General features: G+C 71.9%; 13 protein-coding genes. 3 read left to right on the top strand and 10 right to left on the bottom strand.

Going from position 1 to position 21,491, the window contains the following annotated elements:
• Positions 1-80 precede the first annotated feature (80 nt).
• The 5 genes from DEJ43_RS03100 to DEJ43_RS03080 form a co-directional block, all read right to left on the bottom strand.
• Positions 81-614, bottom strand: a complete 534-nt coding sequence (locus tag DEJ43_RS03100) for a hypothetical protein (protein ID WP_015031849.1) — start codon at positions 612-614, stop codon at positions 81-83.
• Entirely contained in the window at positions 614-7,741 is a 7,128-nt protein-coding gene (locus tag DEJ43_RS03095; RefSeq protein WP_233447918.1) for a polymorphic toxin-type HINT domain-containing protein, read from the bottom strand. The genes DEJ43_RS03100 and DEJ43_RS03095 overlap by 1 nt, the downstream gene beginning before the upstream one ends.
• 358 nt (positions 7,742-8,099) lie before the next feature.
• Positions 8,100-9,467 (bottom strand): pyridoxal phosphate-dependent decarboxylase family protein, encoded by a 1,368-nt coding sequence (locus DEJ43_RS03090; protein WP_015031847.1) that lies wholly within the window; start codon positions 9,465-9,467, stop codon positions 8,100-8,102.
• 53 nt (positions 9,468-9,520) lie between these two features.
• Positions 9,521-10,939 (bottom strand): Re/Si-specific NAD(P)(+) transhydrogenase subunit beta, encoded by a 1,419-nt coding sequence (gene pntB / locus DEJ43_RS03085; protein WP_015031846.1) that lies wholly within the window; start codon positions 10,937-10,939, stop codon positions 9,521-9,523.
• A gap of 1 nt (position 10,940) precedes the next feature.
• A complete protein-coding gene (locus DEJ43_RS03080) occupies positions 10,941-12,509 on the bottom strand; it encodes a Re/Si-specific NAD(P)(+) transhydrogenase subunit alpha (protein WP_199868634.1) in 1,569 nt (522 codons plus the stop codon).
• Between the two features lie 172 nt (positions 12,510-12,681).
• Between DEJ43_RS03080 and DEJ43_RS03075 the strand changes: the two genes are divergently transcribed.
• Complete coding sequence (locus DEJ43_RS03075) at positions 12,682-12,954, top strand: DUF6296 family protein (RefSeq protein WP_086024623.1); 273 nt, start codon at positions 12,682-12,684, stop codon at positions 12,952-12,954.
• 9 nt (positions 12,955-12,963) lie between these two features.
• Here the strand turns inward: DEJ43_RS03075 and DEJ43_RS03070 are convergent, their stop codons facing one another.
• Positions 12,964-13,935 (bottom strand): helix-turn-helix transcriptional regulator, encoded by a 972-nt coding sequence (locus tag DEJ43_RS03070; RefSeq protein ID WP_041663565.1) that lies wholly within the window; start codon positions 13,933-13,935, stop codon positions 12,964-12,966.
• 62 nt (positions 13,936-13,997) lie between these two features.
• Here DEJ43_RS03070 and DEJ43_RS03065 point away from each other — a divergent pair, with 62 nt between their 5' ends.
• Positions 13,998-14,609, top strand: a complete 612-nt coding sequence (locus tag DEJ43_RS03065) for a TIGR03086 family metal-binding protein (RefSeq protein WP_015031842.1) — start codon at positions 13,998-14,000, stop codon at positions 14,607-14,609.
• A 64-nt stretch (positions 14,610-14,673) separates the two neighbouring features.
• Positions 14,674-15,072 carry a PIN domain-containing protein gene (locus DEJ43_RS03060; protein ID WP_015031841.1) on the top strand — a complete coding sequence of 133 codons (399 nt, stop codon included), beginning with the start codon at positions 14,674-14,676 and terminating at the stop codon, positions 15,070-15,072.
• Between the two features lie 60 nt (positions 15,073-15,132).
• On the opposite strand, the gene DEJ43_RS03055 is transcribed toward DEJ43_RS03060, so the two are convergent.
• The 4 genes from DEJ43_RS03055 to DEJ43_RS03040 all read right to left on the bottom strand — a co-directional run bounded on the left by DEJ43_RS03055 (position 15,133) and on the right by DEJ43_RS03040 (position 21,420).
• A complete protein-coding gene (locus DEJ43_RS03055; RefSeq protein WP_086024665.1) occupies positions 15,133-16,380 on the bottom strand; it encodes a cytochrome P450 family protein in 1,248 nt (415 codons plus the stop codon).
• Between the two features lie 208 nt (positions 16,381-16,588).
• Complete coding sequence (locus tag DEJ43_RS03050; RefSeq protein WP_015031839.1) at positions 16,589-18,010, bottom strand: GH1 family beta-glucosidase; 1,422 nt, start codon at positions 18,008-18,010, stop codon at positions 16,589-16,591.
• 83 nt (positions 18,011-18,093) lie between these two features.
• The gene (locus tag DEJ43_RS03045; protein WP_015031838.1) at positions 18,094-19,206 is read right to left on the bottom strand and encodes a DUF1996 domain-containing protein; all 1,113 of its coding nucleotides are present in this window, start codon (positions 19,204-19,206) and stop codon (positions 18,094-18,096) included.
• Positions 19,207-19,233: 27 nt separating this feature from the next.
• Entirely contained in the window at positions 19,234-21,420 is a 2,187-nt protein-coding gene (locus DEJ43_RS03040) for a discoidin domain-containing protein (protein WP_015031837.1), read from the bottom strand.
• Between the last annotated feature and the right edge of the window lie 71 nt (positions 21,421-21,491).

The following is a 21,491-nucleotide window of genomic DNA, read 5'->3' as shown; positions in this document are numbered from 1 at the left end:
GTGAAGCAGAAGGGGCCGGAGGTATCCGTGGATACCTCCGGCCCCTTCCTCCCTTCTCCTTCCGTGGTCTACGGCCGGAGTCAGAGCGATCCGGAGATCCTGTCCTCGGCTGCCGAGATCGCCTCGACCAGCTCGTCGAACCGGGCGCTGAGCGGGCTCGTCCACTGTGCCGCGGCGGCGCCGAGCGATTCGGAACCCTGCCTGAGGGACCGGAGAACCTCGTGCTCCCATCCTGCCCTGGGCACATAACGGAACGTGTTCTCGGGCGCTGCTGAGCGCAGTGATCGCGCCCAGGTGCCCAGCGATTCCGACACCGTGAGCAGCACGCGGATGATCCGCTCGGTGAGGTGCGGATCGGACGAGGCAGCGATCTCCATCAGGACGGCGACCGCTGGTGCGGTCGCCTCTTCGACCGCCGCCCCCTGGTGACACACCCTGAGCACGATGTCGCTCACAGCGCGACCCGCCTCCGCGGCCGTGCCCGTACGGAGCTTGTCGAGCAGGGCCGGCAGGTCGGCCGCCGACCCGTACGCGTGGGTGAGGCTCGGCCAGTCCACCGGGGTGTGGGCCCCCGACCGACGGCCGGGCGACGGGTTGATCGGATCGGTACTCATCAGCCGATCCCGAACTGCTTCAGGAACGCGACACAGCTCTGGCACGGCGGAATCGCTTCGGTGTGTTCCTCCATCGGGAAGTCCCGGCCACCGATCTTGATGGGTGTGACTCTCGACCCGATGAGTTCGTCCACGTTGCCGCCTCGCTGCACTATGCGATCCACGAGCTGATTGACACAGCCGACTTCAGCACAACCACCATGATGCCCGGTGGCATCGACGGCGCTCTGCACGATCGGGTGGAGGCTGCCCCCGGCCCGAGGCTGGCTGATGTCACGGGCGATGTCGCCGCCGGAAGTCTCGATCTCCGCAGCGACCTGCGAGTTTCCGATGTTGGCGTCGGCCAGGTCCAGCAGCTCGTCGGACGCCTCGTCGTCGCCACAGTTGTGCACGAGAACCGGAGCCGTGCCCGCCAGCACGTAGTACGTGTGCAGGCGCTCCACCGTGAGGTCGTACGTGACCACGGCCTGGTGGTAGTTCCGGACGCCGCTGACGGTGATCAGGGTGCCGTCCGGGGTGCGGAGCTTCCCGCCCGGCTTCAGTTCGCTGGCGTTCGTCCAGCGCTTCGTCGTGGCGTCCCAGAAGGGGTGGTGCCACGTCGTGGTGAGGCCGCCGGCCTTGCCGTCGGTGGAGGTCAGGACGAGGTCGGTGAACTCCTTGTCGTCCGGAGTGACGATCAGCTGCTCGACCGTCTCCGCGCGGGTCACACCCGTCTGGGGATCGGTCGCGAGGACCTGGTCGCCCTCCTTGACCTGTTCGATGGGCTTGGTCGTGCCGTCCGCGAGCTTGACCGCGGTTCCGGCCGGGAAGCTGTGCCGCTTGAGGGGGCACGAGCCCGGGGTGTCCGCGGACTTGGCCGCCTGCGCCGCCTCCGCCTCGGCCTTCATCGCCGCCGACTCCGCCGACGCCGCCTCGTCCGCCGTCTTGCGCGCGACGACGAGCGCCTCCTCCGCCTCCCGCGAGATGCGTTGCGCACTGCGGATGGCGTCGTAGGCTTTCTCACCCTCCTTCCAGAGCTTGAAGGCCTTGATGCCGACCTTCACCGCCTTGAAGACCTTCGACCACGGGACGAAGTTCAGGGCCGTGTTGACGCAGCCCATCACGTCGCCCTTGGTGAAGCAGTCGCGCGCGTCGTTGAAGCCGATGAGGTCGCCGACCACGTCGACGATCTTGCTCATCAGCTCTTCGCGCTGCTGCTTCGCCTTGGCGAGCGCCTCGTCGGCGGCCTGCTTCTGGCGCAGGGCCTCGGCCGCCGCGGCCTGCTTGGCCGCGTTGTCGTTCTTGGCCTGCGTGGTGGCCGGGGTGGAGCCGGTGTCGGTCTGGCTGCCGCTTCCGGTTCCCGTGCTGCCGCTGCCGCCGCCGCTGTTGAAGTAGCGCGACCACGCCGCCGCGCTCATGCACCGGCCGCTGCCGTCGTCGGCGGGGATGCACGTACCGCTGGGGTCCGCGTTGTCGACCGGGTTGTTGTCGGCGTACGCGTAGCCGTTCCAGGACTGGGGGTCGCCCTCGCTGAAGACCGGGTCGACCGACAGGAAGCGGCCCGTCACCGGGTCGTACTGTCTCGCTCCCAGGGTGGTGAAGCCGGTGCCCTCGATGGTGCCGCCGACGAAGCCCTGGCTGCCCGCCCAGACCCCGGCGCCCGGCTGGGTGCCACGGGCGTTGCCGAATGGGTCGCTCGGCCGGCGGGTGGAGAGCAGTGTGCCCGCCTCGAACTGGACGCCGTTGGTGCCGTGCGGGTCGGACGCCTGGTAGACGAGCTTGGCCGCCCCGCCCTTGGTGACCCGGGTGATGGAGAGGCCGCCGGGGCCCGGGTAGGTGCGGGTGTCGGTGACGACTCCGGTGCCCTTGTCGAGGGTGATCTCGTCCGCGCCGAGGAAGAGGGTGACCGTCTTGTCCGTGCGCCGGATGAGCTGGCTGCCCCCGGCGTCGTACACGTACTTCGTCGAGCCGCTCGCGGTGTCGTCGACGGCCTCGATGCGGCCCTCGCCGTTCCAGGTGAGCTTCTTGGTGCCGGAGGTGTCCGTGATCGCCGTGGTGTTGCCGGACGCGTCGTACTGGTAGGAGGCGGTCCGCACCTCACCGCCGACGGTCGTCTTCGACGTCTTCAGGGCGTGCGGGCCGCCCGTGCCACCGCCCGTGTCGGGTGCGCTGGTCGGGGTGTTGCGGCCGGTGGCGAAGGTCTGGTCGACCGTCTGGTCCTTGGCCGTGTCACCGGTGGTGTCGTGCCGGACCAGCTTGGTGCGGTTGCCGGTCAGGTCGTAGCCGTACGACTGCCAGTAGGGCGCCGGGCCGCCGATCCGCGCGGAGGCGTTGCCCGCCGTCGGTTCGTGGGGGTTGACGCAGCCACCGATGCCGGAGACCGAGGGCGCGGGCGCCGTGCTGGTTCCGGCCCGGTCGGTCCAGGCGGCGGAGAGCCGGCCCAGGTAGTCGTAGGCGAAGCACTGCGTGTCGACGGTGGAGCCGTCCTGCACGGTGCTCGACGAGGTGAGCGATCCGACCTTGTTGTAGGTGTACGAGGTCAGGTCGACGTGGGTGGTGTCGCTGGTCTGCTTGTCCAGCGTGGACTGCACGGTGCGGCCGGTGGCCGCGTCGTACAGCTGGGTGGAGACGACCTGGCTGCCCCACGGGCCCACGGTCGTGCGGGTCGGCCGTCCGAAGGCGTCGTACTGCACGTCCGTCACCAGCACGGACTTGCCGCTGGAGCCGATGAAGTTGCCGTCGACGTCGTAGGAGTGGGTGAGCCGCTCGGCGGTCAGTCCCGCGCCCGTGACCGCGGGCAGGGTCGCGGTCTTGGGCAGACCGAGCACGGGGGTGTACGTGACCGACGAGGTGTACGTGCCGGCCAGCGCGCCCTCGCTCGACGGGATGACCGTCGACACGCCGGTGGGCCGGTAGCCGATGTCGTAGCCGTTGACGGTGGCCTTGTACGGCACTCCGTTCACAAAGCGGGTGGACGAGTCCGGTTTGCCCTTCTTCTTGCCGTCGTAGGTCCACTCGAGGGTCTTCTTCGAGGCGTCGGTGGTGTCCGTCCCCTCGTAGACGGCGGTCTGCCGGCCCAGCAGGTCATAGGTGAAGCTGGACGTCCTGCCGCGGGCGTCCGTGCTGGACGCGACCCGGCCGGTGGCGTCGAACTGCCTGTGCAGCTCACCCGAGTCCGGATCCGAGCTGCTGGTCGCCTGACCCAGCAGGTCGTACGTGTAGCGCCATTCGTTGTTCGACGAGTCCTTGCGCAGTACCACCCGGCCCGCGACGTCGTACGTCGTCACGGTGGCGTCGTACAGCCCGGTCGGCGTGCCCGCCTTGTACTGGCGGACCTCCGTCGTGCGCCCCAGCGCGTCCGTCAGCGTCGACGACGCGAACCCGCCCTCCGGCGGGGTGACGTCGACCCGGTCCGCACCGGCGTACGTGGTGCTCGTCCGCCACTGCTCCTGGCCGTACGACATGAACTTGCTGACTGTCACCCGGCCCAGGGCGTCGTACTCGTTCCAGCTCTGGGCCGGGATCTGCGCGTCCTGCGGGTCGAAGACCGTGGCCGTCGGACCCGAGTCCTTGTTGAAGTAGGACGGGGTCGTCTTGACCTGGCGGCCCTGCGAGTCGAAGATCGCGTCCGAGATCAGCCGGCCGACGGAGCCGAACGGCGGCATCGCCTGGGTCTGGCGGATGCGGCCGAAGCCGTCGTGGATCTGGACGCTGGTGCCGTAGCTGCCGTCCTCGCGGATGTTCTGCGTGGTGATGGCGGCCGGGCCGTCGCGGCCGAGCTTCAGGTCGTACGCGAACTTCTGGTGCGGGCTCTGGGTGGCCTTGTCCCGGCCGGGCTTCCACACCGCGATCAGCCGGCCGAGGGCGTCGTACTCCTCGTCCGTCGCGTGCCCGTTCTCGTCGACTGCGCGCGTGGGCAGGCCGCGGCCCGGGTCCATCGTCGTGGTCGAGGACCAGCCCAGCGGGTTGGTCACGGTCAGCGCGGTCGGCAGCCCGCCCTCGGACGGCGTGTAGGCCGTCTTCGTCTCGCTGCCGTCCGGGTGCGCCGTGTCCTTGTTGTTCGGGTCGACGGTGGAGATCTGGCGGCCGTACTTGTCGAAGGACGCCTTGACCGTGGTGCGGTACCGCGGCGAACCGTCGGCGGCGTACGAGGTCAGGATCTCCGTCGATGTCTGCAGGGCCCGGTCGCCGACGGTGCCGAGCGGCCTGCCGTCGTAGAGGGTGTGCGTGTCCGCGATCGTGTTCGCCGCGTTCGCCGTGCCCCCGCACCCGCCCGCCAGCGTGAGCACCCGGTACGGCAGCTCCACCAGCATCGCGTTCGCGCCCGTGGTGTACGAGGTCTGCGTGCACTGGCGCTGCTCGGGCTTGGTCACGTCACCGAAGACGTCGACCGTCAGCACCCGGCCCGCGTGCGTGCGGTCGGTGTCGTACGTGACCTCGCGCTTGGTCTCGCGCCAGGTGCCGTCGGCGAGCCTGGCCCGCTCACGGACCTGGGCGGTGTTGACGAAGCGGGCCGTCACCTTCGGGACGCCGGAGACGGACGGGGTGTGGGTGACCGTCGGCTCCGAGCGCCACGGGGTGCTCAGCTCACCGCTGAGGACCTTGGCGTCCGGGGCGACCGACTCGAAGGTCCGGGTCTCGCGGACGAAGCCCGCGTACTCCTCCTCGTCGGTGATCGTGCCGCCCCAGGTGTCGGTGACCTGGCCGCCCATGCCGCGCAGGAAGGTCGCGACGGACTTGCTCTTGGGGCCGTCGGCGATCGTGCCGTTGCCGGTGGTCGTGGTGACGGTCGCGTAGCCGCGGAAGTTGTCCCAGGTACGGGACTCCTCGTCGGCGAACTCGGAGTCGTTGCGGTGCCACGCGGCGCCGCCGCCGTACTCGTACTCGGTGATCCGGCCGACGCCGGAGGTGACCCGCGACTCCTGGCTGATCGAGCCGACCAGGTACTTGTGGAACCAGTCGACCGACGGCTTCGTGTTGGTGGGGGAGCCGGGCTTCACCCACTTCACCGGCATGCAGGGCAGCGTGTTGGTCTCCGGCGCGGACGGCATCGGGCCGTTGCGCCGTGAGCAGCCCGCGTTCGCGTCCTTGTAGCCGATGTTGATCCGGCCGCCGGTCTCGGTGAGGATCTCCGTCATCCGCGGCCGGTAGAACCGGGACGCGGTGACGACCGGCTCGTCGACGCGGTTCGGCATCTGGATGCCGGTGAAGGAGACGGGGGGCAGCGGGGTCGCCGTCTTGCCGTTGGAGCCGGTGCGCTGGATCGAGTCGAGCCAGAGCGTGGGGCTGTTGGTGCCGTCCTCGGGGTACGACCAGCTGTGCTTGAGCGCCCAGGTGTCGACCGTGCGGTAGCCGCCGTCGACCAGGACCTCGGTCTTCACCTCGGCGAGCCGCTTGGAGGTCCAGAAGGTCGGACCGTAGACCGTGCAGGTGCCGCCCGCGGCGCACGCCTGGTCGAGCGGGGAGTCCTTCCAGCGGGCCTTGTTGTCGAGGGTGCGGTCCGCCTCCTCGCAGTCGGTGGCCGCTTCGAGGCAGCGCTCCTCGGCCTTGAAGCTCATGACCACGGCCGGCTTGAGGGTCCCCTTGGCGGCGATCTGCTCGGGCAGCCGCTGGCCGTAGGAGACGGTGCGGGGGAGTGAGTAGCGCTCGTACCGGGTGAGCGAACCGGTGCCGTTGTTCTGGCCGCCGCCGCGCGCGTAGTGGTTGACCTCGGGGTCGTACGTGTACGAGATCAGGTTGCCCTGGAGGTCGACGATGTGGTCCAGGTTCCACTGCCAGCCCATCTGGCACCAGGACGCGGCGCCCTTCGCGGAGCTGTAGCAGGGGTCACCGGCCTTCGGGTGGTACACGGGGACGGTGGACACGGACTTCGTCGCCGGGTCGCTGCCGTCACCGCCGGGCAGGTGGTTGGCGCCGAAGTAGTACTCGGTGCCGTCGGTCGTGGTGACCTTGAAGCCCTCGCCGTTCCAGGCGCCGTTGTTCAGGCCGGTCAGCGGCGTGATCTTGGTGCCGTCGTCGCCCTGGAGGCGCAGCTCGCCGCTCTGGTCGTCCTTGACGACCTGGCCGGAGTGGCCCGCGAGGTTCAGGGAGAGGAACTGGCCCGCCCAGCACTGGTCGCCGGACATGTCGATGCCGGCCTTGAGGCACGGAGTGTACTGCCGTGAGATGAAGCCGGGGTGGTAGTTCCAGCCCTCACCGAGCCACGACGACTGCGAGTTGGACGCGGCCGTCATGCCGTCCACGGTGGAGGAGTCGTAGCCCAGCATGGCGCTGGGAGCGGCTCCGCCGATCGAGGTCGGCAGCGAGAGCGTGTAGCTGTAGGTGAAGTTGCCCGCGTTCGAGCCCGCGCTCCACGACGCCGAGGGGGAGATCGGCGTCGCGGCGAACGAGCCGCCGGAGCCGGAGGCGGCGGGCTCGGCGCTGAGCAGCACGGCGCCCGCGGACTGCGGGGAGGCGGCGGGCAGGGTGATGTCGGCGGTCAGCTTGCCGGTGATCGGGTCAACGCCGGACACGATGGGCGTACGGGTGCGGCAGGCGGCCTTCGCGGGGGTCGTCAGCGCGCAGGCGGGCATGCTCACGAGTCGGGCCCGGTCGTGCCAGTCGCCCGTGCCCTCAAGGGTCTTGACGTCGAGCTCGACCCGGACGGAACGTCCACCGTCGGTCGCGGGGGACGCGCCGCGCACGGTGATCAGGTTGCCGAAGGCGCCCGCGGCCTTGGACGCGGCGGCGTCGTGCACGGTGACGCCGACGGTGGCCGCGGAGCTGACCGACGGGGCCTTGGCGGCACGGTGCGGGGCACCGAGGTCGGCGACGGCGACCGGGAGGCCGCCCGCGCGGGTCACAGGTGTCTTGCGGCCGGCCGCGGCCTTGCCGTCCGTGGCCTTCCCGGCGGCGGGGGCGGACAGGGTGACGGTGGCGGAGCCCGTCGGGACGGCCCGGCGGGCAGGCCGCCAGCGGCTGCTGCCCTTCTTGCCGGGGGCGGCCGAAGTGCCCAGCTCGCCGTGGTCGTTCGACCCCTCGACGGACCGGGTCTTGTCCAGTCTGGTGTTCGGCGGGGTCCACACCTTCGGGTGCGGCCCGGCCACGGCGTCCGCGGCGGGGACCGTCACCAGGGACAGCAGCACGGCGAGGACCGAGGTCAGGACCACGGCTATGGATCTTTCCCTGCGTCTGGTCCACAGGGGTGGGTGGGCGTACCAGGCCCTCATGTCGACTCCAAAGACTTTGAGGCAGCACAAAACAACGCCCGTCCGGAATGAGGGCGGGCGTCATCGCGCGCGGTGCGCGATCAAGCGCACCCTATGGACGAACGAGCGTCCAACACCACGTGCGACCAGGCGATTTGACGGCGGCTTTACTTTGCGGAATGGCGGGAAAGGGCGGAGATCTCGGATATGGGCAGGGTTGTGCGCGCTGCGGCCGGGTGCGGGCGACGACGCCGGGGTCCCGGGCAGGGCGGGCTCCCGGCCCCCACTCAGGGGCGTACGAGGGGTGGTTCGGCGGTCGTCAGGCTCCGGTGGCCGCGTGGCGGATCGTGTCGAGGGTGCGTGCCACGTCGGTGTCGGTCGTCGACCAGTTGCTCACCGAGATGCGCATCACGCGCCTGCCGTGCCACGTCGAGCCGCTGATCCACGCGGTGCCGTCGTCGAGCAGCCGGGTGAGCACCCGGTCGGTGCCTGCGTCGGTGCCGAACGCGGCGCAGACCTGGGTGAACGTGACCTCGTTGAGGACGGTCGCGCCCTCGATCGCGGCGATGCCGGCGGCGAACGCGGAGGCGTGGCGGCACAGCCGTTCGACGAGGTCGGAAACGCCCGATCGGCCCAGGGACCTGAGGGCGGCCCACACGGTGAACGCCCTGCCGCGCCGCGAGAGTTCGGGGACCTTGTCGATGGGGTCGCCGTGCTCGTGCTGGATGAGGTAGTCGCCGCGCTGCCCCATCGCCGCGCTCAGCGCGGACCCGTCGCGCACGATCGCGAGGCCGCAGTCGTAGGGGACGTTCAGCGTCTTGTGGGCGTCCGTCGCCCAGGAGTCCGCGGCCGCGCAGCCCGCCGTCAGGTGGGCGTGGCGCGCGGAGGCGGCCGCCCACAGTCCGAAGGCGCCGTCGACGTGCACCCAGGCGCCGGCCCCGCGCGCCGCACGGATGCTCGCGGTGAAGGGGTCGAAGGCGCCGGAATGGATGTCGCCTGCCTGGAGGACCACGATCGTGGGGCCCGGTTCGCCGCCCGCCAGCGCGCTGCGCAGGGCCTCGGGCCTGATCCGGCCCTGGTCGTCCGCCGCCACCGGCTCGGGCCGGCCGAGCCCGAGGTAGCGCAGGGCCAGGTCGATGGCCATGTGCCGGGACTCGCCGGCGAGGACACGCACCCGCGGGCCACCCGTGAGGCCGTCGCGGGCGGCGTTCCAGCCGGCGCGCCGCAGTACCGTGTCGCGCGCGGCGGCGAGGCACGTGAAGTTCGCCATCGTCGCACCCGTGGTGAAGCCCACGGAGCTCTCCCCGGGCAGGCCGAGCAGGTCGAGCACCCACCCGCCGGCGATCTCCTCCGCCGCCGTGTACGCGGGCGATACGGTGCGCATCACACAGTTCTGGTCCCAGGCGCTGACCAGCCAGTCGGCGGCCAGCGCGGCCGGTTCCGTGCCGCCCACGACGAACCCGTAGAAGCGGCCGCTGGGGAAGGCGGTGAGCCCCGGCTCGCAGGCCGTGGCCAGCAGGTCGACGACGTCGGCGGGCGTGCCGGGGCCGGCGGGCAGTTCGGCACCGAGGGCGCCGACGATCTCGTCGACCGTGGCGCGTGCCGGAATCCGGCGGTCGGGCAGGCTCGCCAGCCACCGGACAGCATGGTCGTACGCCTGTCGGAGCGCTGCCTCCCGCGCGTCCATACCTCGGAGTGTCCGACTGCCGCGGCAGCCCCGCAACCGGGCGTCGTGGTGCGTCAGAGGGCGCCGACGATGTCCTCGACCCGGGCCTTCGCGTCGCCGAAGAGCATCGCGGTGTTCTCCTTGAAGAACAGGGGGTTCTGCACGCCCGCGTAGCCGGAAGCCATCGAGCGCTTGAACACGATGACCTTGCCGGCCTCCCAGACGGTGAGGACCGGCATGCCGGCGAGCGGGCTGCCGGGGTCCTCGGCGCCGGCCGGATTGACGGTGTCGTTGGCGCCGATCACGAGGACGACGTCGGTGTCGGCGAAGTCGTCGTTGATCTCGTCCATCTCCAGGACGATGTCGTACGGCACCTTGGCCTCGGCGAGCAGCACGTTCATGTGGCCGGGCAGGCGGCCGGCGACCGGGTGGATGCCGAACCGCACGTCGACGCCCCTGGCGCGCAGCTTCGAGGTGAGCTCCGCGACGGGGTACTGGGCCTGGGCGACGGCCATGCCGTACCCGGGTGTGATGACCACCGACCGGGCCGAGCCGAGCAGTTCGGCGACGCCCTGGGCGGTGATCTCCTGGTGCTCGCCGTAGTCGACCTCCGAGCCCGACGGCGCCTCGATGCCGAAGCCACCCGCGATCACCGAGAGGAACGAGCGGTTCATGGCCTTGCACATGATGTACGACAGGTACGCGCCGGAGGAGCCGACGAGCGCGCCGGTGATGATCAGCAGGTCGTTGCCGAGCAGGAAGCCGGAGGCGGCCGCGGCCCAGCCAGAGTAGCTGTTGAGCATCGAGACCACGACCGGCATGTCGCCGCCGCCGATCGAGGCGACCAGGTGCCACCCCAGCGCGAGTGCCAGGGCCGTCACGGTGATCAGCAGCCACAGCTCCGGCGTGATCACGAACCACACCGTCAGGGCGACGAACAGGCCCAGCGAGCCGAGGTTCAGGGCGTTCTTGCCCGGCAGCATCAGCGGCTTGGAGTCGATCTTCGCGGAGAGCTTCAGGTACGCCACGACGGAGCCGGTGAAGGTCACCGCGCCGATGAACAGGCCGATGAACACCTCGGCGTGGTGGATGCCCAGGGTGCCGAGCGCGTCCAGGGCCTCGGCCTCGTGGCCGTTCGGGTCGTGCTCGACGTTCAGGTAGCCGTTCCAGCTGACCAGGACGGCGGCCAGACCGACGAAGGAGTGCAGCAGGGCGATCAGTTCGGGCATGCCGGTCATCTCGACGCCGCGGGCCCGCTGGAGGCCGATCAGCGCGCCGATCAGCATCGCCACGGCCATCAGGCCGATGCCCGCGGTGCTGATGTCGCCGTCCCACGCGAGCACGGCCGTCGCGACGAGCGCGACGCCCATGCCGAGCATGCCGAACGCGTTGCCCAGCCGGGCCGTCTCGTGCTTGGAGAGTCCTGCCAGCGCGAGGATGAACAGCAGCGCGGCGACAAGGTAGGCCGCCTGTGCGGCGATGGTCGCAGACATGTCAGCTCCGGTTGAACATGGCGAGCATGCGACGCGTCACCGCGAAGCCGCCGAAGACATTGATACTGGCCAGCAGGATCGCCACGGCCGAAAGCACCGTGACCGCCGCGCTCGCGTGCCCGATCTGCAGCAGCGCGCCGACGACGATGATCCCGGAGATCGCGTTCGTCACCGACATCAGCGGGGTGTGGAGCGCGTGGTGCACATGGCCGATCACGTAGTAGCCGATCACGATCGCCAGGACGAAGACCGTCACGTGGGGCAGCAGCGCCGCCGGCGCGAACCCGGCGGTGAGGAAGAGCACCAGGGCGCCGATGGCCACGCCGCCGAAGCGCCGCTTCGCCGACATCGGAGGCTTCTTCGGCGCCGGCTCCCGCACGGCCGCCGCGGGGGCGGCGGCCGGGGCCGCCGAGACCCGCACCGGCGGGGGCGGCCAGGCGGTCTCGCCCTTGCGGACGACGGTGATCGAGCGCTGTACCGGGTCCTCCCAGTCGAGGACGAGGCGGGCGTCCTTGTCCGGGGTCATCAGCTTCAGCAGGTTCACCAGGTTCGTGCCGTACAACTGCGAGGCCTGCGCGGGCAGTCGGCCCGCGAGATCGGTGTAGCCGATGATCGTCACGCCGTTCGCCGTGACGGTCCGCTCGCCCTTCACCGTGCCCTCGACGTTGCCGCCGTTGGCGGCCGCCATGTCGACGATCACCGAACCCGGCTTCATGCTCGCCACCATCTCCGCGGTGATCAGCGTCGGCGCGGGACGGCCGGGGATCAGGGCGGTGGTGATGACGATGTCGGCCTCGCGGCACTGGGCGGCGTACAGTTCGGCCTCGCGCGCCTTGTACTCGTCGCCCATCTCCTTGGCGTAACCGGTCCCGGAGACCTCCGTCTCGGGGGACTCGATCGACAGGTACTCGCCGCCGAGCGAGCGGACCTGGTCGGCGACCTCCGGCCGGGGGTCGGTGGCGCGCACGATCGCGCCGAGCGAGCCGGCGGCGCCGATCGCCGCGAGACCGGCGACGCCGGCGCCCGCGACGAGCACCTTCGCCGGAGGCACCTTGCCCGCCGCCGTCACCTGGCCGGTGAAGAACCGGCCGAACTCGTGCGCGGCTTCGATGACGGCCCGGTAGCCGGCGATGTTCGCCATCGACGACAGGACGTCCATCGACTGCGCCCGGCTGATGCGCGGCACGGCGTCCATCGAAAGGGCGGTGAAGGGGCGCCGGCCCAGGGCCTCGACCATCGCCGGGTCGAAGGCCGGTGCGAACAGGGCGATCACCGTCGCCTCGGGCCGGACCCGGTCCAGCTGCGCCGGGGTGGGGGCGTTGACCCCGAGCACCACGTCGGCCGTCAGCGCGTCGCCCACGGTCGCACCGGCGGCTTCGTAGGCGGCGTCGGTGAAGCCGGCCGCGATGCCCGCGCCCGGGTCGACGACCACGTCGTACCCCAGTGTGCGGATCTGTTCGACCGTGGCCGGCGTGGCCGCGACGCGACTCTCACCCGGCCGCGCTTCCTTGAGGACTCCGACAATCACGCGTGTTCTCCGTTCGCTACCCAAAGGCCGGCCGTGACTCATGCCCTACCCTGCCGCAACCACGCCGGGCCGCGGAGAAGAACATCACCGGATGGCGAAGACCCCACGCCGGTTCTCGGGATCACCGACGGTTCCGCCGCTCCGCGTCCGCGTCGTACGCCCCGTGATCTCCCCGCACGTGTCGAGACTCGGCCTCCGGCGTAGAATGGGTGAAATGATCCCAGTCCGTTACGAGCTGGTGTTCCCCGACGACACGGGTTCGGGCCAGGACGTCGTCCTCGTCGAGCGCACCTCGGCCAAGGGGCCCGGCGGCCATCCGGTGTACGCGGACCCCACCGGCATCATCCGGGCGGAGATCAGCGACCACGACGAGGTACGCGTCCTCGCCACCGGCGGGCACCAGGCCCCGCACGCGCACGTGGAGGCCCGCCGCGTCACCGACGTCGACCCCCACGATCCCGCCGGCCCCGCCGCCCCCGCGGCCTGAACCGGCGCCTCACCCCGCCGAACCCTCGCGCGAGCCCGACGGCGGCCCGTATACCCCGGCCAGCTCGACCGCAAGGAGGGCGAGACGCTCCCTCGCCTCCGGCGGGTCCAGCACCTCGATGCGCGCCCCGAGACCGGCCAGCTGTGTCGCCACCACCTCCGGCGTCGGCCCGTCGACCCGGATCTCCGTCCACCCGTCGGGAAGCACCGCGCCGACGCGCAGACGACCGTCGAACAGCCGCTCAAGGATCGCCATGGCGTCCGGCCGGGCCCGGGCCCGCACCGTCGCCGCGTACAGCCGCTCCTCCAGCCGCGCGGCGAACGAGCGCCAGACCGTGGGCAGGTCGAAGTCGTCCGGCCGCACGACGGGTTCGCCGGTGGGCTCGACCGAGGCCACCCGGCTGAGCCGGAAGGTCCGCAGGCCCCGCTCCGTCCCGGCGACGAGATAGTCGTGACCCGCCTTGGCCACGAGCCCGAGCGGATGGACGGTCCGCACGCCCACGGGCTTGCCGGGCCCGGCGTACCCGAGCCGCACCTGGATCCCGTCCACGACGGCCCGCCGGAGCGCGTCGAGGTGCGGCCCGGTGGCCGTGTCGGCGCGCGACCAGTGCGTGCCGTCGGCGAGACCGGCCCGCGACGCGGCCTCGGCGCCCGACCGCAGGGGCGCGGGCAGCGCGCGGACCAGCTTGCGCAGCGCCGTACGGAGTTCGGGCGTGGTCGACGAAGGGCCCGCGAGCAGGAACAGCGCCCGGATCTCGTCGGCGGTCAGGCCGGTGAGGTCCGTACGGGCGCCGCCGACCAGCGACCAGCCGCCGCCGCGGCCTCGCTGCGAGTAGACGGGGATGCCCGCGGTGGACAGGGCCTCCAGGTCCCGGCGTGCGGTCCGCGGCGACACTTCGAGCTCGGCGGCGACCTCGGCCACGGTCACCCGGGTGCGGGTCTGGAGGAACAGCAGGGTGGCCACCAGGCGATCGGCTCTCATGCCGGCCATTCTCTTCCGGAAAGTGGCCAGGAGGTGACCTGTTCGGCTTCCAGGATGAGCTCATGACTCACACCGAGAACACCTCACGGTCCACCGCCGCCCCTGCCACCGACGACCCCCGCCGGCACCTGATGAAGGCGATCGCGCTGGCCGGACGCACCGTCGCCGCGGTCCGGCCCGAGCAGTTCGACGGGCCCACGCCCTGTACCGAATTCACCGTCCGGCGGCTCACCGGGCACCTCGTCGCCGTCCTGCGCCGCATCGCCCTCGCGGGACGCGGCGGCGACGTGACGACTCTCCCCACGGTCGACGACGACCTCGCGGACACCGCGTGGCGGGAGGCGTGGGACGCCGCGGTCCGTGAGGTCGAGGAGGCCTGGGCGGACCCCTCGATCCTGGGCCGGACGCTGATCCTGCCGTTCGGGAACCTTCCCGGCGCCGCCGCCGCGGCCGTCTGGACCTCGGAATTCACCGTACACACCTGGGACATGGCCACCGCGACCGGCCAACTCCCCGACTGGGACCCCGAGGTCGTGGCGGTCTCGTACGCCGCCATGAGGCGCGGGCTGCCCGCCGGCCCGCGTGACGGCGCGCCGTTCGGCGCGGCGGTCGAGGTCGACCCGGACGCGCCGGCCATCGACCGCCTCGTGGCGTGGTGCGGACGCAAGCCGTAGCCGTATGGAACCGGTCGTCATGCGGCGCGCCGCGGTGTGACGAGCCGGGTGGCATCCTGGGGCGATGAGCGCTGAGGATCCGCCGCTCCGTCCGCTGCTCGTGGTGGACGGCGCCAACGTCGTGGGATCGGTGCCGGACGGCTGGTGGCGGGACCGGCGCGGGGCCGCGGAGCGACTGCGCGACCGGCTCGCCACGACGGGCGGCCCGGCCGACGGGCCGTTCCCGGGACCGTACGAGATCGTGCTGGTCGTGGAGGGACGCGCCCGGGGCGTCGCCTCCGTACCCGGTGTGCGCGTGGAGGAGGCCCCGGGCAGCGGCGACGACCTGATCGTCGAGCTGGCCCGGGCCGCGAACGGCCGGCCGTGCCTGGTCGTCACGGCGGACCGTGAACTGCGCCGCCGGGTGGAGGAGGCGGGCGCCCGCTGCACGGGGCCGCGCGGCCTTCCGGCGGCACCGCCCTAGGCCGTGTCCGGACAGCAGCGCCGTCCGCCCGCGGGCCGGGCGGGACGTGCCGAACACGGCCTAGGGCGTCGACGCGAGGACCGGGAGGGACTCCAGACCGCGGACGAGTCGGGTGGGGCGCCATGTCAGTTCGTCCGGCGGTACGGCGAGACGGATGCCCGGGAAGCGGGTCAGCAGGGCTCGTAGGGCGATCTCCGTCTCCGCCCTCGCCAGGGGCGCGCCGACGCAGCGGTGGATGCCGTGGCCGAACGCGAGGTGGGCGGACGCGTCGCGGTCCAGGTCGAGTCGGTCCGGGGCCGGGAACCGTACGGGGTCCCGGTTGGCCGCTCCGAGGGCGATCAGGACCGGGACGCCCGCGGGGATGTCGGTGCCGCCGAGCGTGACGGGTTCCGTGGTGAACCGGAAGGTGGCCGTGCTCACCGCCGAGTCGAAGCGCAGCAGTTCGTCCAGCGCGGCGGGGACGCCGTCGGGGTCCGCGCCGAGGCGGGCCAGCGCGGCCGGATGCTGGAGCAGGGCCAGGAGGGCGTTGCCGAGGGTGTTGGTGGTGGTCTCGTGGCCGGCCACGAGCAGGAGCACGGCCAGCGAGACCAGCTCCTCCTCGCTCAGACGGTCGTCGCCGTCGCGAGCCACGACGAGCCGGTCGAGCAGCGAACCGCCGGGGTCCCGGCGCTTGGTGGCGATGAGGCCGGTCATGTACTCGGCCAGCGCGTGCGAGGCCGCGTCGACGACGTCGGGCCGCCCGGCCGCGAAGAGCTGCCCCGACCAGCGCTGTACTTCGGGCCGGTCGTGCTGGGGGATCCCGAGCAGCCGGCAGATCACGATCACCGGGAGCGGCACCGCGAGGCCCGCCACGACGTCGAACGGCTCGCCGTCCGGCCACTGGTCCAGCAGTTCGTCCGTGACGCGGGCGATGAAGGGACGCAGCTCCGCGACGGCCCCGGTGGTGAACGCCCTCGTCACCAGCTTGCGGAGCCTGGTGTGCCGGGGCGGGTCGCTGGCCAGCATCGTGTGGGCGACCGCGGGGTGGAGCCGGCGCCGCGACCCCTTGCCCGCGAAGAACGCGGCCGTGTCCTTCGAGAGGCGGGAGTCGCCGAGCGCCTCCCGGGCCTCCGCGTAACCCGTGACCAGAAAACCGGGGCGCTCCCCGGTGCCGGGGGCGGGCCGCACGGGGCAGGTGGAGCGCAGGGCCGCGTAGGCCGCGTATGCCGGGTGAGGCGGATGGGCCGGGTGGGCCGCGTATGCCGGGTGAGGCGGATGGGCCGGGGAGGAATTCTGGCGGGAGTCGGGCTCCTGGGTCGGGTCGGTCATGTCCTCGGGCTTCATCGGGGCTCGGTCGGGCGTGGCCGGGGTGCTCGTCGGGCCCGGCCGGGCTCGGTCGGTCGGGCGTGGCCGGGGCGCACATCAGGTCCGGCGGGGCTCGGTCGGGCCCGGCCGACGATACGGCAGACGGCGTCGGCGGTGCTCCTCGCCGGCGAGCCGACGGTGACTTCCCCCCCCCCGAGTCGCCCCCAGGGCCTCACCCGTGCCCGCCGGCGGCCCGGACGCGGCGGGCCGTCGCGCCGAGCCACAGGGCGCTGCGCTTGGGCGTACGGGTCTGGGTGGCGTAGTCGACGCGGACGAGGCCGAAGCGCTTGTCGTAGCCGTACGCCCACTCGAAGTTGTCCAGGAGCGACCAGGCGAAGTAGCCGCGGACGTCGGCGCCCCGGGTGCGGGCCTCGGCCACGGCGGCGAGGTGGGACGCGAGGTAGGCGGTGCGGTCGGAGTCCTCGACGAAGCCGTCGGCGTCGGGCACGTCCTCGTACGCGGCGCCGTTCTCGGTGACCACCATCGGCGTGCCGGGGTAGTCGCGGGAGATGCGCAGCAGCAGCTCGGTGAGGTCGTGCGGCATCACCTCCCAGCCGAGGCCGGTGACCGGCAGGCCGCCGTGCGGCAGGTTCCGGGTGACGGGGACGCCGAGGGAGTCGGTGCCGGCGCCGGTCTCGTCGACTCCCGACGTACGCATCGAGCGGTAGTAGTTGACGCCCAGGGTGTCGATCGGGCTGGAGATGATCTCCAGGTCGCCCGGCCTGACCGGGATCTCGACGCCGCGCGCGGCCAGGTCGTCGACGAGGTCCTGCGGGTACCGGCCGCGCAGGACCGGGTCGAGGTAGAAGCGGAACCCGAGGGCGTCGGCCCGGCGCGCGGCCTCGCGGTCGGCGGCCGATCCGGTGGCGGGCCGGCTGGTGCCGAGGAGGTGCGTGACGGCCAGGTCGAGGGGCCGGCGGGCGGCGGAGCGCAGCCGCTGGACCGCGAGCCCGTGGGCGAGGTGCAGGTGGTGCACGGCGCGCACCCCGTCGGCGAAGGAGCGGCCGCCGGGCGCGTGGACGCCTTCCACGTGGCCGAGGACGGCCGAGCAGAACGGTTCGTTGAGGGTGGTCCAGTGGGTGACGCGGTCGCCGAGACGTTCGTGGACGAGTTCGGCGTAGTCGGCGAACCGGTGGGCGGTGTCGCGGGCGGGCCAGCCGCCGGCGTCCTGGAGCTCCTGGGGCAGGTCCCAGTGGTACAGGGTGAGCCAGGGGGTGAGGCCGTGCGCGAGGAGTTCGTCGACGAGGCGGTCGTAGAAGCCGATGCCCGCCGGGTTGGCCGGTCCTCGGCCGTGGGGCTGGACGCGGGACCAGGAGACGGAGAAGCGGTACGTGTCGAGGCCGAGGGAGGCGAGCAGGGCCACGTCCTCGGGCATGCGGTGGTAGTGGTCGCAGGCCACGTCTCCGGTGTCGCCGTTGTCGACGGCCCCGGGGACGCGGCAGAAGGTGTCCCAGATGGACGGGGTGCGGCCGTCCTCGGCGGTGGCTCCCTCGATCTGGAAGGCGGAGGTGGCCGCTCCGAAGCGGAAGTGCGGCGGGAGGAGGTCGATGAGCGCGTCGTGGTGGGCGGTGGCGGACGGCGCGGGCGCGTTCATGGGGTGCTCCTGTGTCGGGGCGGCGGACGGGACGGCGGCCCGGGCGCCCTGGCGGGCGTCCGGGCCGTGTGCGGGTGGTCGGGTCAGGGCAGGCGGTGGTTCTCGTCGAGCACGACACCGCGTTCGGGGCGGTACAGGTCGAAGCCCCGGGTGTCGCACTGCAGGCCGCCGACGATGCAGTGGTCGACGAGGGCCTTGAGGGTGCGCTCCTCCCACGCGTTGAAGAAGTCGTAGTGGAAGGAGTAGCCGCGGCCGCTGGCCAGGCGGATCTGGCTCATGTCGCCGTTGACCGGCCACGCCATCTTGAACTCGATCATCGGCAGGGCGACCGGGTGGGAGGCCGGGCACATGTTGTCGTTGGTGCCGGGCTTGACCACCGGGTACGCCATGTGGCTCTTGTGGTCGGGGGTGTCGAGGTGCAGGCCGTTCCAGCAGCTGGGGGCCTGCATGCGCAGGTTGAGCTGGACGTCGGGCCGGCTCGGACAGCTCGCCGGGAAGTCGGTGTTGAAGAAGCTGTCACCGCATTCCCAGCCCTCGACGAACCCCTTGTGGCCGCGGAACTCCTCGGCGGTCTGCGTCGGGTTGCCGACGACGAACCGCAGCCCCTTGGGGAAGGGGCGCACGCTCCGGTAGTCGGTGACGCCCGCCTTGTAGTAGATGACCTGCGGGCCGACGGGCAGGATCTTCTGGTCGCCCTTGTACAGCGAGGGCATCCAGTAGGCGGAGGCGTCCGCGGGCGCCTTGCAGGTGGTGTTGCCTCCGTAGAGCGAGCCGGTGGTGCTGGCGGCGTTCGTGGAGGTGTTGCCCATGAACGTGTGGTCGTGGGACTTGCCGAACTGGCCCGGGTAGACGATCGGGTCGTCCGGCGCGGTGTGGGTGACGGAGCAGCCGGCCTGGAACTCGTGGTGGTAGGCCGGGGGCGGGGTGGCCGTGGACGGGGTCACCCCGGTGACCGGGGGTACGGCCGGGATGTAGCCGTCGCCGTCGGCGTCGTCCCCCGAGGGGAGCGCGGAGGCCGCCATGACGTGGCCTTGGGCGGCGCCCGCCGAATGCGCGCTGTGGGCGCCGGCGGCGGTGGCCGGGGCGGTGGTCTCCCCGTGGGCGGTGGCCGCGGTGTAGGTGTTCACCGTGAGGGCGGAGACGCCCAAGGCGGCGGTGAGCAGTGAGGCGGACAGGGTCCGGCCGCGGATTCTCATCGTGATCTCCTCGTTCTCCTCAGGGGGTCAGCTGTAGATGCCGAACTCGTGGAGCGAGTAGCCCCAGCCGGTGCCGCGCGCGGTGAGCTGGAGCTTGACGTACCGTGCGGTGGCGCCGGTCTCGATGGTGTCGATGTCGCCGTTTCCGGTGGTGGTGGCGTGGATGGTGCGCCAGGTGGCGCCGTCGTCGGAGACCTGGACCTCGTAGGCGCGGGCGAAGGCGGGGTCCCAGACCAGCTGGAGCCGGTTGAAGGAGCGGACCGAGCCGAGGTCGACCCGGATCCACTGCGGGTCGCTCCAGTCGCTGGCCCAGCGGGTGGTGGGGTTGCCGTCGGTCGCGTGGGTGGCCGGGCAGGGGCAGTCGCCGTAGGAGGCCTGCGCGGAGGAGGCGGTGGTGGGCCTGTTCAGGGCGATGTTGGTGCCGGCGACGGGCGGGGCGACGACCTTGACGGACTTCGTCTCGATGCCTGCGTTGCCGCGGCCGTCCTCGGCCTGGACGTACACCTTCCACAGGCCGAGCTTCTCGGGCGCGGTGACGGCGAAGGTGCCGTTGCCGAGGGAGCGGTACGGGGCCTCGATCAGGCGCTTGTCGCCGTTGGCGTAGTTGCCGCTCAGGTAGATCTTGGTGGTGACGGGGTCGCCGTCGGGGTCGCGGATGTCGGCGCGGACCGTGAACTCGCCGCCGGCCGGGGCGGATCCGGCGGGGGTGACCGTCATGCCGCTGATGACCGGCGGGGTGTTGTCGCCGGCGACGGAGCCGGTGTACGCCTTCTTGAGGGCGTAGTACGAGAGGCGCTTGAGGCCGTCGGGGAGCAGGTTGAACCAGACGCCGCCGAAGTCGTGCTCGGTGCCGTAGTGGAAGACGGTCGCGCCGAGGGCGACGCCCTGGTGGCCGGTTACGCAGTTCCAGGCCTTGGTGTATCCGTCGGCCTTCTGGACGTCGGTGGGTTCGTCGGGGACGCCGTTGGCGTCCTTGGGGGTCTCCCATTCGCCGGCCGGCCCGGTCTCGGTGATGATGTACGGCTTGGTGTAGCCGCCCTCCACCCAGTCCTGGCGGACCCCGCAGATGTCGCCGTAGGCGTTCATCGAGTAGAGGTCGAGGTCGGGCGCGTTGCGCTGGTAGTAGGGCCAGGCGCCGGTCCACGCGTCCGTGGAGGTCACGGGGTGGTCGGGGTCGATGGAGTGGATCTTCTTGGCGACGTCGTTGACGAAGGTGGTGTAAGCGTTGCGCTGGGCTTCCAGCTCGGTGCCGCCGTAGCAGTTCTGCAGACCGAGGACGGACTCGTTGCCGACGTTCCACATGAGGGTGGCGGGGTGGGACTTGTAGGTGTCGACCCACTTGGCGAACTCGGTGAGCATGCTGCTCTTGTACGCGCTGTCCGTCACGTAGTTGACGCAGCCGCCGGAGCCCGGGCCGCCGCCCGGCTGGAGCCAGAAGCCGTTGATCACCTTGACGCCGTGGGCGGCCGCCGCGTCGAGCAGCGGTTTGGTGCCGGCGTCGGTGCCCCAGGTGCGGACCGTGTTGACGCCCATCGATCTGACGTCCGGCATGTAGCGGGGGGCGTCGGCCATCGCGGGGCCCCAGGTGACGCCCTTGACGGTGTACGGCTGCCCGCCGACCGTCAACTGCCAGTTGCCCTGGGTGCCGGTGACGCGGACGGCGCCGCCGGGCTCGGGCTGCGTGGACCCGCCGCCGTACACCCGGAACTCCCACAGGGAGTAGCCGTAGCCGGTGCCCCGGGTGATCCCCTGGAGGCGGACGTAGCGGCCGGTGCCGGTGACCGCGAGTTCGTCGGTGCCGCCGTCGCCCGCGGTCACGGACTTGACGGTGCGCCAGTCGGTTCCGTTGTCGGAGAGCTGGATGTCGTACGCCTTGCCGTAGGCGCCCTCCCAGTTCAGGACGACGCGGCTGATGTTCGCGCCGGCGCCCAGGTCGACCTGGAGCCACTGGGCGTCGCTCCACTGGCTCGCCCAGCGGGTTCCGGTGAGGTCGCCGTCGACGGCGGCGGAGGCGGCCCAGGCGGCGCCCTCGGTGGAGGAGGCGGTGGCGGTCTTCCCCTGGGAGAGGAGGGTCTCCGCGGCGGTGGCGGGCGCCGCGGTCAGCATCGTGGCGGAGGAGAGGGCGGTGGTGAGCAGGGCACCGACGGAGACGAGCGAGGCCGTCGTGCGGGTGCGGGTGCGCCTTCGTGTGGTGGGGGCTTGGGTCGCGGTCATGGCGGCTCCTGGACGGAGGGGGAGGGGATCGCCTTCCGGGCGGCGCTGCGGGGACTGGGGCGCCGCCCGGA

Source organism: Streptomyces venezuelae ATCC 10712, from assembly GCF_008639165.1.
In the GTDB taxonomy this organism is placed as follows: domain Bacteria; phylum Actinomycetota; class Actinomycetes; order Streptomycetales; family Streptomycetaceae; genus Streptomyces; species Streptomyces venezuelae.
Note: the sequence above shows the minus strand (reverse complement) of the source record. Positions and strands in the feature narration are given on the sequence as shown.

What these genes read in the sequence shown, in the direction of transcription:
- pntB (WP_015031846.1), bottom strand. Translation starts at nt 10,939, where the DNA reads ATGTCTGCGACCATCGCCGCACAGGCGGCCTACCTTGTCGCCGCGCTG.
- DEJ43_RS03065 (WP_015031842.1), top strand. Translation starts at nt 13,998, where the DNA reads ATGACTCACACCGAGAACACCTCACGGTCCACCGCCGCCCCTGCCACC.
- DEJ43_RS03060 (WP_015031841.1), top strand. Translation starts at nt 14,674, where the DNA reads ATGAGCGCTGAGGATCCGCCGCTCCGTCCGCTGCTCGTGGTGGACGGC.
- DEJ43_RS03050 (WP_015031839.1), bottom strand. Translation starts at nt 18,010, where the DNA reads ATGAACGCGCCCGCGCCGTCCGCCACCGCCCACCACGACGCGCTCATC.
- DEJ43_RS03040 (WP_015031837.1), bottom strand. Translation starts at nt 21,420, where the DNA reads ATGACCGCGACCCAAGCCCCCACCACACGAAGGCGCACCCGCACCCGC.
- DEJ43_RS03070 (WP_041663565.1), bottom strand. Translation starts at nt 13,935, where the DNA reads ATGAGAGCCGATCGCCTGGTGGCCACCCTGCTGTTCCTCCAGACCCGC.
- DEJ43_RS03075 (WP_086024623.1), top strand. Translation starts at nt 12,682, where the DNA reads ATGATCCCAGTCCGTTACGAGCTGGTGTTCCCCGACGACACGGGTTCG.
- DEJ43_RS03080 (WP_199868634.1), bottom strand. Translation starts at nt 12,509, where the DNA reads ATGAGTCACGGCCGGCCTTTGGGTAGCGAACGGAGAACACGCGTGATT.
- DEJ43_RS03090 (WP_015031847.1), bottom strand. Translation starts at nt 9,467, where the DNA reads ATGGACGCGCGGGAGGCAGCGCTCCGACAGGCGTACGACCATGCTGTC.
- DEJ43_RS03045 (WP_015031838.1), bottom strand. Translation starts at nt 19,206, where the DNA reads ATGAGAATCCGCGGCCGGACCCTGTCCGCCTCACTGCTCACCGCCGCC.
- DEJ43_RS03100 (WP_015031849.1), bottom strand. Translation starts at nt 614, where the DNA reads ATGAGTACCGATCCGATCAACCCGTCGCCCGGCCGTCGGTCGGGGGCC.
- DEJ43_RS03055 (WP_086024665.1), bottom strand. Translation starts at nt 16,380, where the DNA reads ATGACCGACCCGACCCAGGAGCCCGACTCCCGCCAGAATTCCTCCCCG.